Here is a 23,751-nt window from a genome sequence, read left to right as displayed (position 1 = left end):
ATAGCCCTGCTAAAACGCAGGGCTATTCAATATATTATTTAAAATATCGGCTTATAGCGCTTCTATAACAATAGCAGAAGCACCACCACCACCATTACAAATACCTGCAACACCAATGCTGCCTTTATTTTGGTGAAGTACGCTATTTAAAGTGGTTATGATTCTGGCACCTGATGCCCCAAGTGGGTGACCCAATGCTACAGCGCCACCATTTACATTTACTTTTGCAGGATCAAGGCCTAACTCCTGGTTATTAGCAATGGCCACTGCTGCAAATGCCTCATTAATTTCATAGAAGTCAACATCAGACTTTTCGATTCCTGCATGCTTCATGGCTTTAGGTATGGCCAATGATGGTGCTGTGGTAAACCATATTGGCTCCTGTGCAGCGTCAGCAAAACCTCTTATTTTAGCTATTGGCTTCAGGCCAAGCTCTTCCATTTTTTCTTTACTTATTAAAATAATAGCAGATGCTCCATCATTGATGGTGGAAGCATTGGCCGCTGTAACAGTACCCTCTTTAGAGAATACTGGCCTTAAATCAGGTATTTTATCGAACCTAACATTTTTGTACTCTTCATCTTCAGCAAAGATGATAGGATCACCCTTTCTTTGTGGTACTTCTACCGGCACGATCTCGTCTTTGAATTTTCCGGTTTCCCATGCGGCAGCTGATCTTTTATATGAGTTGATGGCATATTCATCCTGCATCTCCCTGGAAATATTCATCTCTTTGGCAGTATTATCTGCACAATTTCCCATTGGAAAACCATGATAGGCTTCCCATAAACCATCGTGCATCAAACCATCAATTAACTGGCCATGTCCATAACCAAGCCCATAACGTGCTTTGGGAACGTAGTAGGGGATGGCAGACATGTTTTCCATACCTCCGGCAACCACAACATCATTAATGCCTAGCATGATTGACTGAGCACCAAGCATTACTGACTTCATACCGGAAGAGCACACTTTGTTTACAGTGGTGCAAGGAACATTATAACCAATGCCAGCGCCTACTGCAGCCTGTCTTGCAGGTGCCTGTCCTAGATTTGCCGATACTACATTGCCTATAAATACTTCGTTAACTTCTGATGCTGCAACACCAGCCTTCTCTAAAGCCCCTTTGATGGCCACTGACCCAAGTTTAGTTGCAGGAATCCCCGCCAGGCTACCGCCAAAACTGCCTATTGGTGTTCTTACCGCAGCAACGATATATACTTCTTTCATAATATATTTTGTGGTTTAGATTTGTTGAATTATCCTAACTGTTGTTAGGCAACAAATCTAGGGAATCTGACCAGAGATAAAAAGACTATTTCCTGACAACTGTCACCAATCTGGCTTATCCGGATCCTTTTTCTTAGTCGGCTTTCGCTTATTCTGCTGAATGTACTGAATCTCGTTATTTTTCATTGCCTCTAAAATCATTTTGGCTTTTTCCTCAGAGATTTTCATGTCCTTCAGTTTTTCAGAGAGTGATGGCTCTTGGTCTGTTGGTTTTTCCTGGTCTTTATTTTCTGCATCCTCGGGCTTTTGTTGCTCTTTATCTTTTTCTTCACCCTCTTTCTTTTCTTCTTCTTTTTTCTGCTGCTCGTCTTGCTTGTCCTTATCTTCTTGCCCTTCCTTCTGCTGTTCTTCGTTCTGCTTCTCCTGATCTTCTTTGTTTTGATCTTGCTTTTGCTGATCCTTATTCTGTTGATCTTTATTGTCCTTATTCTCCTTGTCTTTATCCTGGTTTTTATCCTTGTCGTTTTGATCTTGGTTCTTTTGCTGCTCTTCTTTTTCTTTTAAGACCTTCTTCAGTAATTCATAATTGTACCTGGCATCCTCATTGGTAGGATCAGCCTTCAAAGCCTCTTTAAAATGATCAAGCGCTTCCTCATACTTTTTCTGTTTGTTTTTGATTATGCCTGTCTGCTGATTAGCTACAGACCTCACTGTTTTGTTATTGCTGGCCAATAAATCACTGTAATTATTAATGGCATTCGTAGTGTCTTTCAGTTGATAGTAGGCATTAGCCATATTTAATTTAATGTTGTCATCAACAACATTCATAGAATCGACCAAAAATTGATAATGCTGAAGTGCTACCTGATATTCGCCATTGGTATAAGCTTCCTTTGCCTTCTTCTTCAATGAATTGACCTTGGCAATATCACCAATGTTGCCAAAAGCTGTTACAACTAATAATATACCTATGATATACTTCATATTTTTATCACTTTAACACTTGCAAGCACATCCAATAATATCAAAAACAAAGCAGCTAATAAAAAGTAGTAATATCTATTGGCTGAAACGTCAACCTGACGTGTGTCCCGCAGTTCGCCTTCAATTTTGTTTATTGTACTTATTAAGCGAGAAACGTCATTATTAGTTTCATTTATCTCAAAATATTGCCCATCGGTCTCACTTGCTAGTTTTCTTAGAGACTTAGAATCAAGCTTTGTAATGACCTCATTACCTTGTCTATCTCTTTTAAATCCGCCACGTACTCTTATCTTGCTACCTCTTTCAGTCCCAATTCCGAGTGTAAAAAGCTTGATTCCCTGACTTTCTATGTCCTGAGTTACATCTTCAGTCTGCTCACCAAAGTCTTCGCCATCACTTATTAAAATTATCACTTTTGATTTCTGTTGTGTTAGGGGGGACTCTTCAGCGTTCAATTTCTCCAGCGCCATTTTTAATGGAGGACCAAAGTCAGTACCTGCATTAGGAACAAGCCGGGTATTAAGTGTCTCTATAAACAAGTTAAGGGCATTTTGATCGTAAGTCAGGGGTGATTGCATAAAAGATTCAGATGAGAATATGATAATTCCCATTCTATCTGAGTTAAAGGCCTTGACAATATTTTTTAACTCAAATTTTATTTTTTCTAACCTGGTAGGCTGAATATCAGCGGCATTCATTGATTCCGAAAGGTCAACAAGCATAAAAATGTCCTTACCTACAGATTTTACTTCTCTTTTTGACTCCCCGAATGAAGGCCCGAGTATAGCTACAATGATGAGTATGAAGTAAACGGTTCTTATCAAAAGCTTTATGAAAACATTAGAATAGCCTACTTTTAATTTTTTTGCAGTACTTATAACTCTGGCCATATATGCAAGGTAGAGTAAGGCGAATAAGCCGCTAAGGATGCCTTCTGTAAGCGTAAATGAATATAACCAAGACATATACTGTTTTTTGAACTGGGGCAAATATAAAGAAGCCAAATTGGCGACCAAATACCACCTGTCATAATTAATGTTAAAATCAAAAATCCTTATCTGAAATTAAACGCAATATTTTATTCACATTGTGTTTGGAATACTGAAAATAGTTCTTTTATATTTGCACTCTCAAAAATTGAGACGGAGAGGTGGGTGAGTGGCTGAAACCAACAGTTTGCTAAACTGTCGTACTCGAAAGGGTACCGGGGGTTCGAATCCCCCTCTCTCCGCTGAGACAGATTTTGGTCCGCTAGCTCAGCTGGATAGAGCAACTGCCTTCTAAGCAGTAGGTCTTAGGTTCGAATCCTAAGCGGATCACGAAAATATAAGTTCGGGGCGTAGCGCAGTCCGGTTAGCGTACCTGGTTTGGGACCAGGGGGTCGCAGGTTCGAATCCTGCCGCCCCGACATAAGAGAAGCCTGAGTAGAAATACTCGGGCTTTTTCGTTTTCAACCCTTACTCTTCACTGAAACATAGTAATTATCCACCCAGATCTGATTTCTATACTTGATTTAACAGTCATAAATCATTTCATGCATCGCTTTAAATACATTTAGTATTTATAATTGGTTACTTAAATCAGGTTTTTGGAATAATAGCTTGTATTTGGGTTAATAATATTGATTAAATTTAAAGATCATATATTATTGGTCAATCGAACGAAAATCTAATCAACTTTGAGGAAACTTATTACACCCCTTTTAATCTGTATTTCTCTTTATTCTTACGGGCAAAACAGAACTGATTATTATAATCAATTAGAACAATTAATTGACAATGATCAACTTGAAGAAATTATTGCCCTCGAGGCTCAAGTAGCAGCAAACACCACAGATTTAGATACTTTAACTGCTGAGATATTTTCAATTTTTGGCGAAACATATTTGGGATTAGCCAAATTCAATTTGGCAACATCATATTATGAGAAGGCATTAAAGGTGCGGGAACAACTCATTCCTTTAGAAACCATAGGTTATAGCAACACCCTGTATTCGCTGGCCTATTTGTATTTTGACCTGGGGAAATTTAACAAATCTATTGGTATAGCAAATAAATTGCTTGTTGTTGATGCAGCTCTTCATGGCAAGGAATCTGATGCATATTTAGAATCAGTATTATTCTATGCCGATATTTTGGTTGAAACGGGTAAATATTCAGACGCTTTGGCAATTCTAAATAAACAGCTAAAAAACTCTAAAAGCGATGAATATGCAGTAGCGGTTCTAAATGCCAAAAAAGGTGATGTGTTGTCATTACTGGGTAATTATGATGATGCAAAAGAGTTATTAGTATCATCAAGTAAAGTGTTTGAAGAGCAAGATGATACCATAAGGTTCGTGCTTACACAAGGTTCCTTAGCAATCAATTACATTAATCAAGGAAAGTACCCGATAGCTGAATTGATCTTCAATCAATCCAAGAATAACCTCGATGGGATCATGGGCATGGAAATACTTCTTAATGACATTGATAATAATATTGCATTAGCACAAATGGCCCTTGGGAGATCAAATGAAGCTATAGCTATTTATAAAAACCTTTTAAGTCAGGATTCAGTGACCTTTGGCACAGTTCATCCTAATTATTTGACATCACTTATTAATATAGGTATGGCCTATTATGATGTCAAGAACTTTGATCTGGCAGAAAAGTCATTGAAAGAAGCGTTGGAAATTTCAGCTCAGCTATATGATCAACAGAGTGAAGTTAATGCGCAAGTATTGAACAACTTAGCAAATGTTTACAGAGAAAAGGGGCAATATGAGCTGGCTATTAAAACCTTCGAAACTTCAAGGGGAATTTACGAAAAAGTTGAAGGCAAGAAGAGTGCTAACTACGCTACAGTTATTTTTAATATTGGAAAGACTGAATTATTGAAAAATGCAGCCAATACTGAAAAAACCCTTCAAGAAGCCCTTAAGTTGAGAAAATCAATTTTAGGAGAGCACCATCCAAAATATGCTGAGGTTACTAATTATTTGGCCATTTATTATTGGAAAAAGAATGATTTAAAGAATTCGAGGAAGTATTTTGAACAGACATTTGAAAACTTCTTTGAGCAGATAAAATTATTCTTCCCGTCATTAAGTGAAGAAGAAAAAACCAAGTTTTATTTAGAAAAGTTAAGACCAACTTTTGAGCAGTACAACTCTTTAGCAGCACAGATGATGAAAAATGACCCTGACATCCTGGGTCAGCTATATAATTATCAACTCAGAACAAAAGGCATCATTATGGTGGCTACTGAAAGGTTGAGGAGGAGTATTTACGACAGTAATGATTCTTCACTAATTAAGGATTTTAATACCTGGAAATTGGCCAAAGAGAGGCTTTCAAAACTATATTCAAATAATGATCCCAGGCAGGGTTTAGTTGATTCTTTAAACCAGTATGCCAATCAGATTGAAAAGAGTCTGGTAAGTAGGTCTTCTCAATTTGCACAAATATACAATGAGGAAATACCAGATTGGAAAAGGGTTCAGAAATCACTAAAAACAGGTGAGACTGCAGTGGAAATAATCAGGTATAGAGTGTCTGACCCGGCAAAGGGTGGGTCTTTTAGTGAAAAGATACATTACCTGGCACTTATCATTGATGAAAGCTCTGAATTTCCAAGGTCTGTTCTGTTAACAAGAGGTGAACTGATGGAAGGCAGGTATCTGAATAACTACCGAAATTCAATCAGGTATCAAATCGAGGATAATTATACATATAATGAGTTGTGGGCCCCTTTGGAAAAGCAGTTCAAAGGTGTTAATAAGTTATACATTTCACCTGACGGTGTTTACAATCAGGTTAACTTAAGTACTCTGGTTAATCCAAACACCAAAGAGTACCTGATTAAGGAGATAGAAATTCAAGAAGTAACAAGCACCCGTGATATTTTGTCTTCAGCCTCTGAAAAAGCATCAGCCTCTAAATATCTTTTTGGCTTTCCAACTTATACCCTAGCAAAGAAACAAAAACCTAGTGAGACTGGCGTAAATAGAAGTTTGAGGGGTGTTGATTTCTCAGAGACAAGAGGTTTGAGAGGAGGTCTGTTGAGGTATATGCGAAGTGGAGAGGGCATTGCCGAGCTGCCCGGCACTAAAACAGAGGTAGAAGAGATAAGCAAAATTTATGAAGACCGGGGTATTATAACAAATACACTCACTACCAGTCAAGCCAGTGAATCCAAGCTTAAGGAAATCAGTAATCCGGGCATTTTACATATAGCTACACATGGTTATTTTCTTGAAAATGTTAAATCCCCGGATTTTGAGGAGAGTAACAGATACTACCAAAACCCATTGCTCAGGGCCGGAATAATACTGGCCGGAGCAGAGGATTTTTTACTATCTGGCAATAATCCTATTGATAATGAGGATGGAATACTAACGGCCTATGAAGCTATGAATATGGACTTAAACAACACTGAATTGGTTGTTTTGTCTGCTTGCGAAACAGGTCTTGGTGAAGTGTCAAACGGAGAAGGTGTTTATGGGCTTCAAAGGGCATTTAAAATAGCCGGAGCTCGTTATCTGGTCATGAGTATGTGGAATGTTGATGATGACGCCACTCAAAGGTTGATGACACTATTCTATGAGAATTTGGCCAAAGGAAAGGAAAAATACTATGCATTTAGAGAGGCTCAACTGTCTTTGATGCAAGAATATCCAGAGCCCTTCTATTGGGGGGCGTTCAAAATTGTGGGTGAATAATGTCCTTGTCTTCAACTAATTGACATTTAAATTCAGATTTTAATTAAGGAGTAATTGAAATTAGTCCTAGTTTTGTTTGCATTAACATTAAGATCATGATGATGAAAAATTTAGGAATTTTACTTCTAGTTGCCTTAGTAGGTTGCTCGCAGCCAAATCAGAACTACTATGGTGAAAAAATTGATGACAATGAAGTGGTTAGTATTTCGCAAGCCAAGTCATTAATAGAAAATGGTAAAAAAGCTAATGTGAAGTTGGAGGGTGAAATTTTGGCTACTTGTGAAAAGAAGGGCTGCTGGATGACCATGAAGATGGACGATGGAGAAGAAATTAGAGTTACCTTTAAAGACTATGGCTTCTTCGTGCCTACAAGTGGGGCAGAGGGTAAGAAAGCAATAATTGCCGGTGAGACCGTAAAGGAAATTACCGATGTAGAAACCCTGCAACATTATGCTCAGGATGCTGGTAAAAGTGAAGCTGAGATAGCGGCCATAACTGAACCGAAAGAAGAATACAATTTTGTAGCCACAGGAGTAATCATTGTTGATTAGTAAGCCGGCATTATTAGCTATGCAGAAGGTCTTGGTAGATATACCTCAGGATGTTCAAAGTCGTGCCCAAAAGATAAAAGCAATTTTGTTTGATGTGGATGGTGTATTGACTGATGGATCAATCATATATACTAATAGCGGTGATGAAATTAAAGCCTTCAACGTAAAAGACGGTCAAATTATAAGTCACTTGAAAAGGTTGGGCTTTACCGTTGGTGCAATAACAGGCAGGGAATCCGTATTAGTAGAGAGAAGATGTCAAGAGCTGAAGCTTGATTATTGTTTTCAGGGGGTGAAAGATAAGTTTCAGATTGTTCAGGATATTGCAGAGCAGAAGGGGTTGAAGCTAGAGGAAATAGCCTATATCGGTGACGATATCATTGATTTAAAAGTCATTAAAAATGTAGGTTTGGGCGTTGCTCCGGTGGACGCACTATCTTATGTTAAAGATGAAGCTCATTTCATTACTGTTAAGGGCGGTGGCAATGGGGTTTTGAGGGAAGTGGGGGATTTAGTGCTTGCTGCGCAAGGTGATTTTGAAGGAGTCTTAAATTCACTTATGTAAATGGCTAGGATTTTAGTAACAGGGGCTGCCGGTTTTATTGGGTTTCATTTATCAAAACAACTTCTTAAAAGGGGAGATAAGGTCATTGGTCTGGACAATATCTCAGGTTACTATGATATTTCATTAAAGTTAGACAGACTTGCTGAATTAGGTATTGATGAACATTCAATATCCGAAGGTCAGTTATCTAATAGCGATACTTATGATAACTTTCAATTCATTAAAGCTGATTTGAAAGATAAATTTACTATCGACAGTCTTTTTGAGAAGCAGGGGTTCGATATAGTTGTTAACCTGGCAGCTCAAGCCGGAGTTAGGTATTCGGTAGAAAATCCACAAGTCTATTTAGATGCCAATATTCAGGGTTTTTTAAATGTTCTTGAAGCTTGCCGTAATCATCCAGTTAAGCATTTAGTATTTGCTTCGTCCAGCTCTGTTTATGGTGCAAATACAAAAATGCCATTTTCTGTTAATGATAATGTCGATCATCCATTGTCATTGTATGCTGCTACCAAGAAGAGCAATGAACTAATGGCACATTCTTACAGCCATCTGTTTAAAATACCAGTAACGGGTCTCAGGTTTTTTACAGTTTATGGCCCTTGGGGGAGGCCCGATATGGCATTGTTTCTCTTTGCAAAAGCAATTAGTAAGAATGAACCTATTAAGATTTTTAATAATGGAGACATGTCGCGTGATTTTACATTTATTGATGATATCATAGAGGCTATGATTAGAGTAATGGATAAACCTGCTGCATCAAATACTAATTGGGCAGGAGATGGTTCCAATATAGGTTCATCCACTGCACCATATAAAATTTATAATATCGGAAATAACAGTCCAGTAAGACTTATGGACTTTATTTATTCATTAGAAAGAGCATTTAAATTAGAAGCAAAAAAAGAGTATTTTCCGATACAGCCCGGTGATGTAGAATCAACCTATGCGGATGTTAGTGAGTTAATTAAGGAATTTGATTTTAAACCAAGCACAGATATTGATGAGGGCGTAAAAAAGTTCGTAGATTGGTATCTCAAGTACTATAAAGTTAGAATGTAGGCAACACATGGAGATTTTTAAGACTAATGTTAAAATAGCAGACAAGATTGCCCTTGGAGGTGATAAGCTGGTCGTTTTTTCTGGGCCATGTGCCGCAGAAAGTTTGGACTTATGTCTTGAGGTTGGAGAAAAGGTTCAATCTATTTGTAATCAGCTTGATATTGAATATGTATTCAAGGCTTCATTCGATAAGGCAAATAGAACATCGGTTAATTCTTATCGAGGGTTGGGCATGGAAGAAGGCTTGAAACTTCTCTCGGAGGTGAAATCCAGGTTAGGAGTTCCTATTGTTACGGATATACACGAAAGTTATCAGGCGGCAGAAGTGGCCACGGTGGCTGATGTATTGCAAATACCAGCATTCTTATGTCGCCAGACCGATTTGTTGATAGCTGCAGCTGAGACAGGAAAAATGGTAAAAGTAAAGCGTGGACAATTTATGGCGCCAGAAGACATGAAATATGCTGTGGATAAGGTAAGGGATTCTGGTAATCCCAATGTTTGTTTGACAGAACGTGGGGTGAGCTTTGGATATCATAATTTGGTAGTAGATATGAGAGCATTACCTACTATGAGACAGTTTGCTCCGGTTGTATTCGATACTACCCATAGTGTTCAGCAGCCAGGTGGACAAGGTGGCACTTCGGGTGGGCAAAGAGAATTTGCTCCATACCTTGCACGAGCAGCTGCAGCAGTTGGGGTAGATGGATTTTTTATTGAAACGCACCCCAATCCAGCAAAAGCATTGAGCGATGGGCCCAATATGATACCCCTCAATGAGATGGAAAACTTCTTAAAGATGTTAAAAGAGGTTTGGATGCTTGGTAAGCAGTATGTTAATTAGTGGATATTTTTTAGACTGATGGATAGAATTTTAATTTTTTCAGTATTGGCTGTGCTGTTTTTTTCTTCTTGTGTTCCCAATAGAAAATTGGTTTATTTACAATCTGAAAATGAACTGAATCAAGATTTTCCCACTGATACGGTATTACGTTCTTATGATTTGGTCAATTATGAATACAGAATTCAATCTGAGGATATTCTTTCGATAAGGATTGAGAGTTTGACGGAAGATGAGTATAATATTTTTGCCAACCTACAACAAGGTACGGGAGGAGGAGCTAATCAAAACAACCTAGCAATTGGCGGATATTTAGTGGATAGAAATGGTGAAATTCAATTTCCTGAGGTAGGAAAAGTTAAAATAAGTGGGTTGACCTTGCATCAAACAGAGGAGAGAATTACAGAAATAGCTACCAGATTTTTATCTGCACCTGCTGTGAAGGTGAGGCTCTTAAATTATAGAATTTCAGTTTTAGGGGAGGTGAATAGAGAAGGTGTCTTCAATAGTATCAATAACCGGGTCACTATAATGGAAGTCATTGCAGGTACTGGAGGATTAAGTGAGATGGCTGATCGCTCAAAGGTGAAAGTGATCAGACAGAAGGCGAATACTTCCGAGGTGTTCTATGTTAACCTTCTGGAAGAAGACTATATGAAGCACAGTAGTTTTTTTGTACATCCCAATGATGTTATTATTGTTCCGCCTCTAAAGCAACGTCCCTTTCGAAGATATTTCGGGCAAAATCTAAGCTTATTTGTTTCTACGGTTTCCGTGATTTTACTCACTTTAAACCTTCTCAAAAACTAATGACTAGCAAGGATTCAGGTTATCCGTTTGAACGCGACATGATGCAGTTTGAAGCATCTCGTGAAAGTGGTAGTAATCTTATCGATTATAAACGCATACTTTATAGGGCACTACGCTATTGGTATGTTATTATTTCAACCTTGGTTGTTTCATTGGTCGTAGCGTACTCCATAAACAGGTATAGTACCAGAATTTATCCCATCAAGGCTTCTATTATTATTAAAGAAAATCAGGAAAATGTAGGCGCTAAATTACTTTACAACAACGCCTTGGTAAATCCTTATCGAAATTTTTACAATGAGCTATATATCTTAAAATCAGTTCCACTCATGTCTTCGGTGGTGGAAAATCTTGATTTGAATACCCGCTATTTTAGGGAAGGTGAAATTAAGACTACGGAGGTATATGATAAAAATATACCGTTCAAATTTCATTTTTTAGAAGGGCATACTCCTTCCGGAAAGACTATGGAACTCACACTCTTAAATGCTAACAGATTTAAATTGCAATTATTGGAAGATACTAGAACAAGTGAGCCAATTACTTATGAATTTGGTGATACGATACGCCTGTATGATTACCATTTTTTAGTTATATCAACTGGCGGTAACCAAAATTATGTGGATCGCAGGTTATTGATCAACTTTAATTCGGTAGAAGCAACTGCCAATGGCTATATTTCACGTCTTAAAGCTTACTGGCAGGAGCAGGGAGCTTCAGTGGTAAACATGGAAATCAATACAGCTGTGCCGGAAAAGGAGATTGATTTCCTTAATGAGCTAATAAAACAATATCAGCAGTATGATTTGGATAAGAAAAACGAAACTGCTACCCAAAGCATTGAATTTATTGATTCTCAGTTGCAATTGATTAAGGACTCATTACAGTATTTTGAGCGTGAGGTAGAGACATTTAAGCAAAAAAATGTCATTACTAATCTGGAGGGTGAAGCTTTAAGGCTATACCAGCGGGTAGAGGGTCTTGAAGCCAATTTGGCACAGCTGCGTTTGCAGAAAAACTACTACCAGTATCTTACGGAATATCTGCGCAAAGAAGATAACCTCAACCAAGTAGTACCTCCCACTAGCGTTGGCGTGGAAGATCCAATTATGACTAGTCTCATTACTTCACTAGTACAACTACAAACAGAGTTAAATTTGCAAACCAGTAGAGGAAAAGAAGAGACATCATTGATAGAAAGGAAGCGGGCACAAGTTGCGAAGATAAGAGCTGACATACAGGAGAGTGTAGAGAGTTCATTAGAGGCGCAAAAGATCAATGAGCAATTTATAAAGCAACAAATTAAATTGGTGGATCAGCAATTGGCTAAGCTTCCAGAGTCGGAGAGACGTTTGGTTAATCTGCAACGAAACTATACACTCAGCGAAAACTTGTATATTTTTTTGATGCAAAAACGTGCCGAAGCGGGTATTTCAAAAGCCTCAACCACCAGTGACATTGTAGTTGTGAATCCCGCTCGACAGATGGGTGGCGCCATTGCTCCTAAGCCATCTCGAAATTATGCCATTGCTGGTGCAATGGGAGTTATGTTGCCCTTTGTTTTTTTTCTCATTATGGAGTTGTTGAATAACAAGGTACAGTCGAAAGAGGATATTGAAAATGTAACCAATATACCCCTTATCGGAGGAGTGGGACATAATGGGCTATCTGATAACCTGATCGTTTATAAAAAACCGAAATCTGGCGTGGCCGAATCGTTCAGGTCATTGCGCTCCAATCTTAATTTCTTTACAGAAGGCAAAGACAAAAAGATATTTTTGATCACATCCTCCATCAGTGGTGAGGGAAAGACCTTTTCTACCATTAATCTGGCAACGGTTTTGGCCTTTAGCAACAAACGAACCCTTATTGTTGGTGCAGATATGCGAAAACCCCGCTTGTTTGGAGATTTTAATCTTAACAATGATGTCGGTTTAAGTAATTATTTATCCGGGCAAATGGCATTTACTGAAATCATTCAGGACACTAACATTGATAATTTGGTCTTGATCAGTGGGGGGCCGGTTCCTCCAAACCCCAGCGAGCTTTTGATGAGTGACAGGATGGAAAAATTCATGGCCGAGGCAATTAAAAATTTTGATTTTGTAATAATGGATACTCCTCCTATTGGTTTGGTAACGGATGCCTTTATTCTATCCAAATACGCTGATCATACACTTTTTCTTGTGCGGCAGGATTATACTCCCAAGCAGGCGATTAAAACCGTGCAGGAGTTTTATGAAAATGGGAAAATTAAAAAAGTAAGTCTTTTATTTAATGATATAAAACGGGTAGGCCCGGGTTATGGCTACGGAGAAGGTTATGGCTATGGCTATGGCTATGGCTATGGTAATAAAAAAGGAAACGGTGGCTATTATCAAGAAGGATAATTTTACAATTTATAATCCGTAGTTTTCGAAATAGTTTAAATGTAAAATGCATTTCTAGGAAGGTATGTGGGTTCGGTATTCCCGTTATCATCTGTTTTAATGAAATTTATTTTGAAAATGTCCCAATTACGCCAACATATTAAGTTCACATGGAAACATAAATTACGTGCTTTTTGGCAAAAAAGCCGACTAGGTAAGCTTGGTGAAAGGGTTCATATCGACAAATCGGTTGAATTTATGCGGTTTCCTAAAAATATCTTTATAGGAGATGAGGTGGTTTTAAAAGAAGGTGTAAGAATTTGTAGTTGTAATGGATCATCAATAATTAAAATAGGTGATAGAACTACCATTGGTTATCATAATTTTATTTTTGCATCTGACAAAATTGAAATAGGAGATGATTGCTTAATTGCCCCATTTGTTTATCTAGTGGATAGTAATTATCAAATAGAAAGAGCAAGACTAATTAATAAGCAACCTAATGAAACAGCCCCAATTTTTATAGGAAATGGTGTATGGATTGCCAGTAATGTTACTGTTTTGAAGGGTGTTACAATTGGGGATGGAGCTGTTGTTGCGGCTAATTCAGTAGTGAATTCCAATATTCCTGCTTTCGAAATCTGGGGTGGGAGTCCAGCCAAAAAGATTGGAGAAAGAAAATAGGAATATGACAATAGGAGTAACTATATTATCTAGGTATAATTCTAGTCGGTTGCCAGGAAAAGCTTTAAAGGAAATTAATGGCAAAACTATTTTACAATATATATTTGAAAGAGTAAATAAGGTGCTGCCAGCTGAACAGATAATAATAGCCACGTCAACTGAAAAGTCAGACGATATAATTTCAAGGTATTGTGAGAAGCAAAATTGGAATTGTTATCGGGGGTCTTTGGAAAATGTAGCCAAAAGATTTTACGAGTCCGGAGTTAACTTAGCTGTTGATTATATTATTAGAATAAATGGAGATAATCTTTTTTTAGATATTCCCCTATTGGAAAACCTAATTAATTTGGCGCATACTGGAAAATGTGATTTTATAAGTAATGTCAAAGGACGAAGCTATCCGAAAGGGATGAGTATTGAAATCGTAAGACTAGAACATTATAAAAACTTATTAAAAGAGATCATTACAGAAGAACGTTATCGCGAGCATGTGACCCTGTATTTGTATGAAAATGAGCTGAAATCGTATCATTTTGTTTATAATGATGAGCTTAAAGAACTGGCAGGTACACAACTCGCAATAGATACTCTAGAGGATTTTGAAAAAGCGATTACTATTATTAATTCATTTGATCAAGACCACATAAAATATAATATCAAAGAAATAGCTGAAATAATTTCACAAAATCAATATGGTGAAAGACGCATTTAATGGAAAATACGGGCCGTTGCTAATAGCAGAAATTGGTGGTAACCATGAAGGTGACTTTGAATATGCAAAGCAATTGACCCAATTAGCAATAGAATCTGATGTTGATTACGTTAAGTTTCAAATTTATACAGGCAATAGCCTTGTTTCGAGTGTGGAGAGCCCTGATCGCAACAAACATTTTAAAAAATTTGAATTAAGTCAGGAGCAACATAGAACGCTTGCTAAAATGGTAATTGATGCAGGGTTAAAATATACTTCCTCTGTCTGGGATTTAGACGCTATGCACTGGATAGATGAGTTTATCTCATTGTATAAGATTGGGAGTGGTGACTTAACTGCTTATCCCGTAATCAATAAAACTGCGTTAAGAGGAAAACCGATGGTGATCTCCACTGGCCTTTCAACTGAAGAAGAGGTGTTGGAAACCATTAATTTTATCCAATCTGTAAATCCTGTTTATAAATCGAAGGAAATGCTGTCCGTACTTCAATGTACCAGCATGTACCCGATTAGTGTAAGTGACGCACATTTGAACGTTATGAAGCGTCTGAAAAAACTAACAGGCCTGACCATAGGGTATTCTGATCATACTGAAGGAAGTAAAGCTTTGTGGTATGCGGTTGCGATGGGAGCGGAAGTCTTAGAGTTTCATTTCACTGATGATAGAACAAATAAACAGTTTAGGGATCATAAAGTCTCGTTGACGAAAGAAGAAGTTCATTCATTAATTGGTGAAATTAAATTAATCAAATCACTTCAGGGTGATGAAAAGAAAAAACCTGTACCAATAGAAATTAACAATGGACATGATTTATCATTTAGAAGAGCAGTCTATCCATTGAAAGATATAAAAAAGGGAGAAAAATTTACTGAAGAAAATACAACAGTATTAAGACCAAATCATGGTATAGATGCTCGATATTACTATGATGTCTTAGGTAAAAGAGCCCAAAAAGACATTTTCAAACATCAAAAATTAAGCTGGGATATAATTATATGATAAACCGGCTTACACAATTCTATATCAGAAAATTTAGACCGTCATTTAATGCAATGATGACTAAATTTTTTTATGCTTCTTCTAATATTAAAATTGGAAACAATTTTAGGACTGACAGTATCCCTAAAATATGGATTGACGAGGGCTGTAAGTTAGAGATTGGCAATAATGTAGAGTTTAGAAGAAGTATAGAAATTAGAGTTCATGGAAAAAGCAGTATTAGAATAGGGGATAATTGCAGGATTGATAGGGGTGTAAGATTGCTTTCAACCAATAATGCTCAAATTTCTTTAGAAAGTGGTGCAAGAGTAGGCTTATATACGGTTTTCAATGGGGTGATTCGATTACTATTGGAAGAAAATGTTTGATCTCAGGTTTTGTCTATCTGCAAACTAGCATGCATGGTTTTGCCGAGAAATCGAAATCTATTCAAGACCAGGGCTATCGACATGCACCTATTGTTTTAGAAGAAGATAGTTGGTTAGGAGCACATGTGGTTATAATGCCAGGAGTCATTATAAAAAGGGGAGCCGTAGTGGGGAGTAATGCTGTAGTTAAAAAGGATGTGGGAGAATACCAGGTTGTAGCAGGGATTCCAGCAAAACCGCTTAAAGAAAGAAATTAGAAATGAAGAGTCCATTAATAACAATTTACATCACAAACTATAACTACGAACAGTTTTTAAGGCAATCAATTGAAAGTGTTTTAAAGCAAAGTTTACAAGATTTTGACCTGCTAATTATTGATGATGGCTCAACTGATGGAAGCAAAGCTATTATTGAGGAATATAGAGAAAACAACAAAGTATCCATTATATATCAACAAAACAAAGGTTTAAATATCACTAATAATGTTGCCATGCGAATGGCAAATGGAAAGTATATCATGCGCCTTGATGCAGATGACTTTTTAGAACCAACGGCATTAGAGGTAATGAGTGCTGTTTTGGAAGCTGATGAAGAACTAGGACTAGTCTTTCCAGATTATTACTATGTAGATATAGATGGCAATAAGACTGGAGAGGAGAAGGGGCACAACTTTGAAAAGGAAGTTTCTTTATATGATCAGCCTGCACATGGTGCCTGCACGATGGTTCGCTTAGAGTTTTTAAGAGATTTAGGGGGCTATAATGAAAGTTTTACGTGCCAGGACGGTTATGATTTATGGATTAAATTCATCATGCATCATAAGGTCACCAATGTTTCTCAAAGTTTATTTTCTTACAGAAGGCATGGAAATAATTTAACCACTAATGAGGAAAGAATACTAGCAACCAGACAAAAAATAAAAGAACTTTTTGTAAATCAGCATTTGCAAACGAAACGTACGCTTTGCATAATCCCTGTCAGAAGTGCCTTTATTGGTAATGTCAACTGGCCACTACATCAGGTTGATGGAAAAACTATTTTACACAGGAAAGTAGCGACTTGTGTTGAAGCAAAAAAAATTGATCATATCATAATTTCAAGCGCAGACCCGGACATTTTAGAATATGCCAAAACTACCTTTGAAGGGTATAAGCAAGTAGATGTTATAGAAAGACCGAAAGCTTTTTCTCAAGCAAACGAAACTTTAAGGGATACGATTGATCAAGCTTTAAAATTTGCAGAAGAAAAATATGGGGAGTTCGAAGCTATTATGACGGTTTCATTAGAGTATCCATTTACTAAAAGTGACATAATGGATGATGCCATTAATACGATGACTTTATTTCAATCAGATGCAGTTTTAAGTGTACGGCCTGATAACAGAATGTATTATCAACATACCGGGCATACCTTAGCGCCAATTTTAGACCAAGAGAAATTCACAAAACTGGAAAGGGAAGCATTATATAGAGGAGCAGGAGGCATAATGTTGAGTACAAAAGATAACTTCAGAAAGAATAAAAATTTAATGAAAGGAAAAATCAGTCATATAGTGGTTGATCAAAAAACAGCATTTGGTGTATTTTCTAATTTTGACTTTGAAATCTTTGAAAAAATGAGTGGCCATTACTTACTTCAGAATTAATATGTCTTTAATCAGAAAAATTTTATCCCTCTTTGACAGCGAAAATAAGAATAGAATTTTCATTTTATTTTGGATGATGTTGCTTTCTGCTGTGTTAGAAGTACTGGGCATTGGGATTGTACCGATTGTGATAAAATATATCTTACAACCTGAAGAGCTTAAAAATTTTCCTTGGCTATATGACTTTTTAGATGAGCTGAACTTGTTAACCACTAAACACCTATTTTTAGTTGGTTCGGTTATGATAATATTGGTGTTCTTAATGAAAAATGCCTATCGTTTTTATGTTGATTTTAAGCAATTAAAGCTTATAAAGCATATACAAACAAAATTGGCAAGTGATCTTTTTAGTAAGTATTTGTTTAGTCCTTATCAGCTTTATTTAAATAGAAATACGAGCACATTAATTAGGAATATTAATAACGAAGTTTCTTATATAGCTGCAAAGGTGTTGATTCCAAGTTTTCTAATATTATTAAATATAATAATTCTAATTGCTATTTTTATTTCAATGTTGGTTGTAGAATTTTATATGACCACAATAGTTGTTTCTTTTTTAGTAATTGCAATGGGAGGCTTTAATTTGTTACTAAGAAGGAAACTTAGGAGATACGGTAAAACTATGCAACAAGAAAGACGGTTGCAATTGCAATATTTATATCAAGGACTGCAGGGGTTGAAAGCCATTAAGGTTGCTAATAGGGAACATTTTTTTTATCAACTTTTTAAAAACTCCACATTACGGCTTGCAAATACTCAACTAAGGGTAAATATGCTCTCCAAATTACCTTCAGGTTACCTTGAAATAGTTGCGGTTGTAATGATACTTTTTTTAACTGGGGGTTTGCTTTTCTTAGCTTACCAAGGAACTGAACTAACTTATTTATTGAGTTTTTTTGGTCTGGCATTGGTAAGGATGAGACAAAACTTTAGCGCAATTATGGTTAATCTAAATCTGGTAAGAAGTAATGAAGTTTCTATTGACCCGGTAGTAAAAGATATGAAAATCCAAAAGGATAGAGAACAGGATGATACTAGTCTAGATCAATCTCTCAATTTTGAACACAAGATATCTTTTCAGAATGTTAGTTTTAATTATCAATCTTCCGAAAGTAAAGTGATTAATAAAATCAATTTTGAAATTGAAAAAGGTGAAATAATTGGTATTGCTGGAGCGACTGGTGGAGGGAAAACTACAATATTAGATTTAATTCTTGGCTTACATCAACCTACTGAAGGGTATATAAAAGTTGATAATGTGGATTTACAGTCTATGTTGTCCTTATGGCAAAAGAGTGTAGGTTATGTGCCTCAAAATATTTATTTACTTGATGATACGATAATAGCAAATATTGCATTTGGAATTAAGCCTAATAACGTAGATTTAGATAGGGTAAAGGAGGTAGTTAAGGCGGCTCAGTTGTTTGATTTTGTCAACTCATTAGATAAAGGATTGAAATCGAAGGTAGGAGAAAATGGAGTAAAAATATCAGGAGGGCAACGACAACGGATAGGGATTGCAAGAGCCCTATATAATAACCCACAGATTCTAATATTTGATGAAGCCACCTCTGCTTTGGATAATAAAACAGAAAGGAAATTTGTTGAAATATTACATGGTTTGGATGATGACCTAACTATAATAATGGTGGCACATAGATTAAGTACTCTTGAGAAATGTGATAGAATATTATTCTTGGAAAATGGAATGATAAGTTCTCAAGGATCATATCAAGAGTTGTTAAAAAATAACAAATTATTCCAAGAGATGTCTGGAGTTACCTAGAAAACTTGAACTGCCCCAACATATAATATGTAGCCATAGTAAATTCCTTCAAATTATATAAAGGTGATTTTTGCTTTACAAGAGGATCGCTGCCGTCCCTTAAAGGGACTAATTATAAAACAGGTATTAGATTTACAGAGAAAGAATTATGTATAAAAAGAATTTATTTTCATTTAAAAGTATTCAAGTTGAATTATCTAAAGACCCTGTAAATTATATTGATATAGGTGCAAGAGGAAAGTTAGGTGAACCTTGGAACATGTTGGATGATTCAAGTATTAACGTCATTGGCTTTGAGCCTGATAGGAAAGCATTTGAGGTTCTATGTGACAAGGCAAAATCAAATCGAAAGTATCATAATATAGCGTTATGGGATTCCCAGAGTGAATTGAAGCTGTACTTAACAAAAAGTGCGGCTGCTTCAAGCGTATTTGAGCCAAACATTGAATTGTTAAGTTCCACTTTTGCAAACCGTCATTGGAACACAAGAGCTGTTGAAAGTACAACTACAATTGCTACTGATAAACTGGACTCTGTTTTGTCTAATTCATCTTCCGATTTCATGAAAGTTGATGTACATGGAGCCGAATTTCAAATACTAGAAGGAGCGAAAGAAGCATTAAAAGGAACACTAGGGGTGTTTGTAGAAGCTTGGGCTCTTGAAGCACATAAGGGACAACGATTGTTTGGAGATGTTTTTAATTTGCTCTATAATGAAGGTTTCTTCCTTCATAAAATTAATAGCGACTATATGGCTTGGAAAAATATTAACGAGGAGTCATACGGAGCTGAATCCTCACGACAACCTGTTGGAATTAACTTATTCTTCCTTAAAAGGGCTGAGCTTATTCAAGGAGAAGAAAAAATACTAAAAGCAATTGTAATCGCTGAAAGCTATGGAATTTTGGGATATGCTTTATCATTAAACAAAAGACTTGAAAATAGTGAATTACAATTGTTTATTGAAAATAGGATAAAAGAGAGGATTTCCAATACAAGAAAACCTCGTTATAAGTACTATTCACTGCTAATTCAAAAATTGATAAAAAGAATATCCAAGTTTAATGAAAGGAGTTCAAGTGATTATTATGAGCCTGATTTCAAGTAGTAATTATTAATTAGGGCTAAATTCCATTTTTATATGAAACAGACATTAAAAACCCTATTGCCAGAGCTAATAATTAATAAAATAAGAAAGAGAAAAAGAAGACCTATCTATCAAGAGCTGGTTAAAAATTTACCAGACAACGTTATTGTATCTTACCCCAAGTGTGGAAGAACTTGGTTAAGATTAATTATTAATCACGCATTTTACTTTGAGTATCCCGAATTGTTTGGAGGAAACCCTAAAGAATATATTGATACATTATTACGTTTAAATGAAAAGTCAAAGACATTTCCCAAGTTGCAAATGACTCATGATGGTAGACCCATGTATTACCATTATAGAGAACTTTTTAGAGATAAGAAATTATATAAAGAAAAGAAAGTCCTGTTTTTAGTGAGAGAACCAAAAGACACATTAATATCGTGGTATTTTCATTTGACGCAAAGGGGAACATCTTTGAAAAAAAAAGAGTTTGACTTGACATCAATTGAAAACTTCATCATGGGTCACTACGGAGGACTAAAAACCATTATTCGTTTTTATAATGATTGGATTAAGGCCAAAAATCAATGCAAAGATTTCAAAATTGTAAAGTATGAAGATATGCGTAATCACCCCATAGACTCAGTAAAAGAAATTCTATCTTTTTTTAATGTTAAAGACATATCGCTTAGTTCAATTGCAAAATCAGTGGAATTCAATGATTTTTCAAAAATGAAACAAAAGGAAAAAGAAAACTTTTACGGAACAAACGCAATTGGTGTAAGTAGTGATAAACAAGACAATAACGATGCTTATAAGGTAAGGAAAGGTAAAGTGGGAGGTTACAAAGACTATCTTTCTGATAGTACAATTGATTCTATTGATAAAATAATTAAAAATTCGCTAAATCATGAGGTGGGCTACTAAAACTAAAAAATATCTTAATAATACTATAAGATTGCTTAAAGATATTTCTGACTATCAGAGATTTAACCTTCAGTCAAATTCAATAAATGAAACATATGAAATGTTGAAAAAAGACGGTCTAGTTGTGATAGATGATTTCTTGACTGAGAAGGAGTGTGAAGTTCTTGTGGGAAAGATTGATGGGTTAATTGATAAAGCTGAGAATGTAATAGCAGATGAATTAAAAAGTGATCATAGATTACTGGGAATTGATGTGGTTGATGATACTTTCCATAAGGCGTTTCAGTCAGAAAAAGTAATTGACTTAATATCAGGGTACCTAAATACGAAAGGCTCATTTACAATGGCAAATAGAGTGTCGCCTATTCCTGGTAATTTAGGTTCAGGTGGAGGATGGCACAGAGATAGTTATATTTACCCTCAAGTAAAGTTAATAGTGTATTTATCAGATGTAACCGAAAATAATGGGCCATTTCAATATATAGTTGGATCACACCGTTTATCCAAAAAAGTATTAGGTGTGGTTAAAGCAGATTATAATTTGGATGATGAAAAAAAGATTCCTAGCAGATACACGGATTCATTTATCAGGTCGAAATTTAGAACCAATGCTTTATGTACTATAACCGGGAAAAAGGGGACAGCAATTCTTGTTGATACATCAGGGATACATAGAGGTGCACCAATTAAGGAAGGAATCAGATATGCCTGCACAAATTATTGTTTTACTACCGAAGTTCCTGAAAAGATGAAGACTAAGTTTGTTAAAGTTTAAAAGTAGATGAGTTAATAGAATAAATTAGTTGGCTATCTAGGAGGCAAAACCAAATGCTAGATGATAAACAAGTACTGTAAAGGCAGTAATTTAGAAAATCTGAGTATTAATATGTTATAAGATTATAAATGTTAAACACCAGTTCAAGGACTTTATCAAAAAAGGATATACTAACTCTTGTAAATGAATTAGAAGAAAAATTTCCGGTGTATGACTGGAAGTATGAAGGAATTGATTTATGGCCGATCATTCGCCAGTTAATTTTTAAGCATTTTTTAGAAAAAAAAAATACTACCAAGAAGAAGAAAAAAGACGTCAATTTAAAAAATGTGTTCAAATATTACTTTGCTTACAAAAGGCTGTTAAAAAATTCAAGGCCAGCAGATTTCTTAGTTTCTGCAAATCAAATTTATCGTAATCAGCTAGAAAATACCTCATATAATCGTTTTGCAGATCCCTTATTGGATCAGTTAGAAGAAATGGGTCATAAAGGATCTTTAGTAGAACAATCTAAAACTGATGTCTACATTACCAAAGTGTATAAGAATAATCGATTTCAAAAGTTAGATGATGCCATAAACTGGGGGAATTTAAGAGTAAGAATTAGTAAAAAATTGCATAAAGTGGCCCCTTTAGTTTTAATAGGGTTTGATGATTTTTTAAGGGCTATATCTAAAGTAGATGATAAGCTTACAAAAAAAATAAATTTGCATAAAGTCAAGAACATAGCATACCGTATCAATAGAAATAAATCCTTAGCAAAAGATTTATTAAAAAAGATAAAACCTAAAGCTGTTTTACTGGTGTGTTATTACGGAGAATGGCAGCAAGCACTCTTAGTAGCGGCAAAAGAAATGAAAATCCCTACCTTTGATATCCAGCACGGGATAATTTATAAGGAACACTATTCTTACGGAAATTATTCACATATCCCATCATCTGGTTTATCTACACTACCTGATTACTTTTGGACATGGAGTCAGTACGAGAGCAATGTTATAAATAGCTGGTCACCTCAGTTAGCACACCAAGCAGTGGCTTTGGGAAATCCATGGTTAATGGTCTTCAAAGAAAATAAGATTCCACAAATTCAAGATATATCTGAACTACTTGATCCTACAAAGAAATTAATATTATATACTTTAGGTAATAGAGGAGAGCAATTTCCGGACTACCTTGTGTCATTCATTAAAGAATATAATCGTAATTATCAGTTTTGGTTTCGCTTACATCCTAGGCAGTTGCCTGAATTAGATAATATTAGAATGGAATTGGAAAGATTAGAAATACTAGATTTAATTAATATTGAAGAAGCTACAGTTCTGCCATTACCAAACATCTTAAAAAATACTAGTCTGCATATTACATTGATGTCATCAGTGGCAATCGAAGCCGCAGGAATGGAGGTCAAGAGCCTTATTTTACATACTGAAGGTAAGGAGTATTATCAAGATCATGAAATTAAGGAGTACTGTTGTTTTTATGATGATGAAACAGAGAAAATAGAGCAAGTGATAAAGGGATTGACAGAAGTTAAGCGCAATTCTGGAATTACTTCAATAACATTAAAATCAACTTGTGAAGAGTTATTAGCTTTGTGCGAAGACTTTCCATATACAAAATAGTAATTCCAATCGCTTATTAATTAAA

The 23,751-nt window shown here is 35.9% G+C and carries 21 protein-coding genes and 3 tRNA genes; 21 read left to right on the top strand and 3 right to left on the bottom strand.

Features of this window, described 5'->3' with window-relative positions:
* Nucleotides 1-51: 51 nt before the first annotated feature.
* The 3 genes from RIB54_RS09165 to RIB54_RS09155 all read right to left on the bottom strand — a co-directional run bounded on the left by RIB54_RS09165 (nucleotide 52) and on the right by RIB54_RS09155 (nucleotide 3,179).
* Entirely contained in the window at nucleotides 52-1,230 is a 1,179-nt protein-coding gene (locus RIB54_RS09165; RefSeq protein ID WP_350100623.1) for an acetyl-CoA C-acyltransferase, read from the bottom strand.
* A gap of 102 nt (nucleotides 1,231-1,332) precedes the next feature.
* The gene (locus RIB54_RS09160) at nucleotides 1,333-2,214 is read right to left on the bottom strand and encodes a tetratricopeptide repeat protein (protein WP_350100622.1); all 882 of its coding nucleotides are present in this window, start codon (nucleotides 2,212-2,214) and stop codon (nucleotides 1,333-1,335) included.
* Nucleotides 2,211-3,179 carry a vWA domain-containing protein gene (locus RIB54_RS09155; RefSeq protein ID WP_350100621.1) on the bottom strand — a complete coding sequence of 323 codons (969 nt, stop codon included), beginning with the start codon at nucleotides 3,177-3,179 and terminating at the stop codon, nucleotides 2,211-2,213. Before RIB54_RS09155 ends, RIB54_RS09160 begins: the two co-directional genes overlap by 4 nt.
* A 179-nt stretch (nucleotides 3,180-3,358) precedes the next feature.
* On the opposite strand from RIB54_RS09155, the gene RIB54_RS09150 reads away from it, so the two are divergent.
* The 21 genes from RIB54_RS09150 to RIB54_RS09050 all read left to right on the top strand — a co-directional run bounded on the left by RIB54_RS09150 (nucleotide 3,359) and on the right by RIB54_RS09050 (nucleotide 23,726).
* Nucleotides 3,359-3,445: transfer RNA gene (locus RIB54_RS09150), tRNA-Ser, on the top strand.
* A 14-nt stretch (nucleotides 3,446-3,459) separates the two neighbouring features.
* Nucleotides 3,460-3,533: transfer RNA gene (locus tag RIB54_RS09145), tRNA-Arg, on the top strand.
* A 14-nt stretch (nucleotides 3,534-3,547) separates the two neighbouring features.
* Nucleotides 3,548-3,622: transfer RNA gene (locus RIB54_RS09140), tRNA-Pro, on the top strand.
* A gap of 270 nt (nucleotides 3,623-3,892) precedes the next feature.
* Nucleotides 3,893-6,916 (top strand): CHAT domain-containing protein, encoded by a 3,024-nt coding sequence (locus RIB54_RS09135; protein WP_350100619.1) that lies wholly within the window; start codon nucleotides 3,893-3,895, stop codon nucleotides 6,914-6,916.
* Nucleotides 6,917-7,011: 95 nt separating this feature from the next.
* Nucleotides 7,012-7,467 (top strand): DUF4920 domain-containing protein, encoded by a 456-nt coding sequence (locus RIB54_RS09130; protein WP_350100617.1) that lies wholly within the window; start codon nucleotides 7,012-7,014, stop codon nucleotides 7,465-7,467.
* A 19-nt stretch (nucleotides 7,468-7,486) separates the two neighbouring features.
* Nucleotides 7,487-8,032, top strand: a complete 546-nt coding sequence (locus tag RIB54_RS09125; protein ID WP_350100616.1) for a KdsC family phosphatase — start codon at nucleotides 7,487-7,489, stop codon at nucleotides 8,030-8,032.
* Nucleotides 8,033-9,094, top strand: coding sequence for an NAD-dependent epimerase (locus RIB54_RS09120; RefSeq protein WP_350100615.1), 1,062 nt, complete (start codon nucleotides 8,033-8,035; stop codon nucleotides 9,092-9,094). It begins immediately after the preceding gene.
* Between the two features lie 7 nt (nucleotides 9,095-9,101).
* On the top strand, nucleotides 9,102-9,938 hold the full coding sequence (gene kdsA, locus RIB54_RS09115) for a 3-deoxy-8-phosphooctulonate synthase (RefSeq protein ID WP_350100614.1): 837 nt from the start codon (nucleotides 9,102-9,104) through the stop codon (nucleotides 9,936-9,938).
* An 18-nt stretch (nucleotides 9,939-9,956) separates the two neighbouring features.
* On the top strand, nucleotides 9,957-10,745 hold the full coding sequence (locus RIB54_RS09110; protein ID WP_350100613.1) for a polysaccharide biosynthesis/export family protein: 789 nt from the start codon (nucleotides 9,957-9,959) through the stop codon (nucleotides 10,743-10,745).
* Nucleotides 10,745-13,135 (top strand): GumC family protein, encoded by a 2,391-nt coding sequence (locus RIB54_RS09105; RefSeq protein WP_350100612.1) that lies wholly within the window; start codon nucleotides 10,745-10,747, stop codon nucleotides 13,133-13,135. Before RIB54_RS09110 ends, RIB54_RS09105 begins: the two co-directional genes overlap by 1 nt.
* A 99-nt stretch (nucleotides 13,136-13,234) precedes the next feature.
* Nucleotides 13,235-13,798, top strand: coding sequence for an acyltransferase (locus RIB54_RS09100; protein WP_350100611.1), 564 nt, complete (start codon nucleotides 13,235-13,237; stop codon nucleotides 13,796-13,798).
* 4 nt (nucleotides 13,799-13,802) lie between these two features.
* Nucleotides 13,803-14,510 carry a cytidylyltransferase domain-containing protein gene (locus RIB54_RS09095; protein WP_350100610.1) on the top strand — a complete coding sequence of 236 codons (708 nt, stop codon included), beginning with the start codon at nucleotides 13,803-13,805 and terminating at the stop codon, nucleotides 14,508-14,510.
* Nucleotides 14,491-15,510, top strand: a complete 1,020-nt coding sequence (locus RIB54_RS09090; protein ID WP_350100609.1) for an N-acetylneuraminate synthase family protein — start codon at nucleotides 14,491-14,493, stop codon at nucleotides 15,508-15,510. Before RIB54_RS09095 ends, RIB54_RS09090 begins: the two co-directional genes overlap by 20 nt.
* A 53-nt stretch (nucleotides 15,511-15,563) precedes the next feature.
* Nucleotides 15,564-15,878: a hypothetical protein gene (locus tag RIB54_RS09085; RefSeq protein WP_350100608.1), complete on the top strand. Its 315-nt coding sequence runs from the start codon at nucleotides 15,564-15,566 to the stop codon at nucleotides 15,876-15,878.
* A 29-nt stretch (nucleotides 15,879-15,907) separates the two neighbouring features.
* Nucleotides 15,908-16,135 carry an acyltransferase gene (locus RIB54_RS09080; RefSeq protein ID WP_350100607.1) on the top strand — a complete coding sequence of 76 codons (228 nt, stop codon included), beginning with the start codon at nucleotides 15,908-15,910 and terminating at the stop codon, nucleotides 16,133-16,135.
* A 2-nt stretch (nucleotides 16,136-16,137) separates the two neighbouring features.
* Nucleotides 16,138-17,523 (top strand): glycosyltransferase, encoded by a 1,386-nt coding sequence (locus tag RIB54_RS09075; RefSeq protein ID WP_350100605.1) that lies wholly within the window; start codon nucleotides 16,138-16,140, stop codon nucleotides 17,521-17,523.
* Nucleotide 17,524: 1 nt separating this feature from the next.
* On the top strand, nucleotides 17,525-19,309 hold the full coding sequence (locus tag RIB54_RS09070; RefSeq protein WP_350100604.1) for an ABC transporter ATP-binding protein: 1,785 nt from the start codon (nucleotides 17,525-17,527) through the stop codon (nucleotides 19,307-19,309).
* Between the two features lie 148 nt (nucleotides 19,310-19,457).
* Nucleotides 19,458-20,417, top strand: coding sequence for an FkbM family methyltransferase (locus RIB54_RS09065; RefSeq protein WP_350100603.1), 960 nt, complete (start codon nucleotides 19,458-19,460; stop codon nucleotides 20,415-20,417).
* 33 nt (nucleotides 20,418-20,450) lie between these two features.
* Nucleotides 20,451-21,326: a sulfotransferase domain-containing protein gene (locus RIB54_RS09060; protein ID WP_350100601.1), complete on the top strand. Its 876-nt coding sequence runs from the start codon at nucleotides 20,451-20,453 to the stop codon at nucleotides 21,324-21,326.
* Nucleotides 21,310-22,101, top strand: coding sequence for a phytanoyl-CoA dioxygenase family protein (locus tag RIB54_RS09055; protein WP_350100599.1), 792 nt, complete (start codon nucleotides 21,310-21,312; stop codon nucleotides 22,099-22,101). The genes RIB54_RS09060 and RIB54_RS09055 overlap by 17 nt, the downstream gene beginning before the upstream one ends.
* A gap of 128 nt (nucleotides 22,102-22,229) precedes the next feature.
* A complete protein-coding gene (locus tag RIB54_RS09050; protein WP_350100598.1) occupies nucleotides 22,230-23,726 on the top strand; it encodes a hypothetical protein in 1,497 nt (498 codons plus the stop codon).
* Nucleotides 23,727-23,751 lie beyond the last annotated feature (25 nt).

This window comes from Fulvivirga sp., assembly GCF_040218215.1.
In the GTDB taxonomy this organism is placed as follows: domain Bacteria; phylum Bacteroidota; class Bacteroidia; order Cytophagales; family Cyclobacteriaceae; genus Fulvivirga.
Note: the sequence above shows the minus strand (reverse complement) of the source record. Positions and strands in the feature narration are given on the sequence as shown.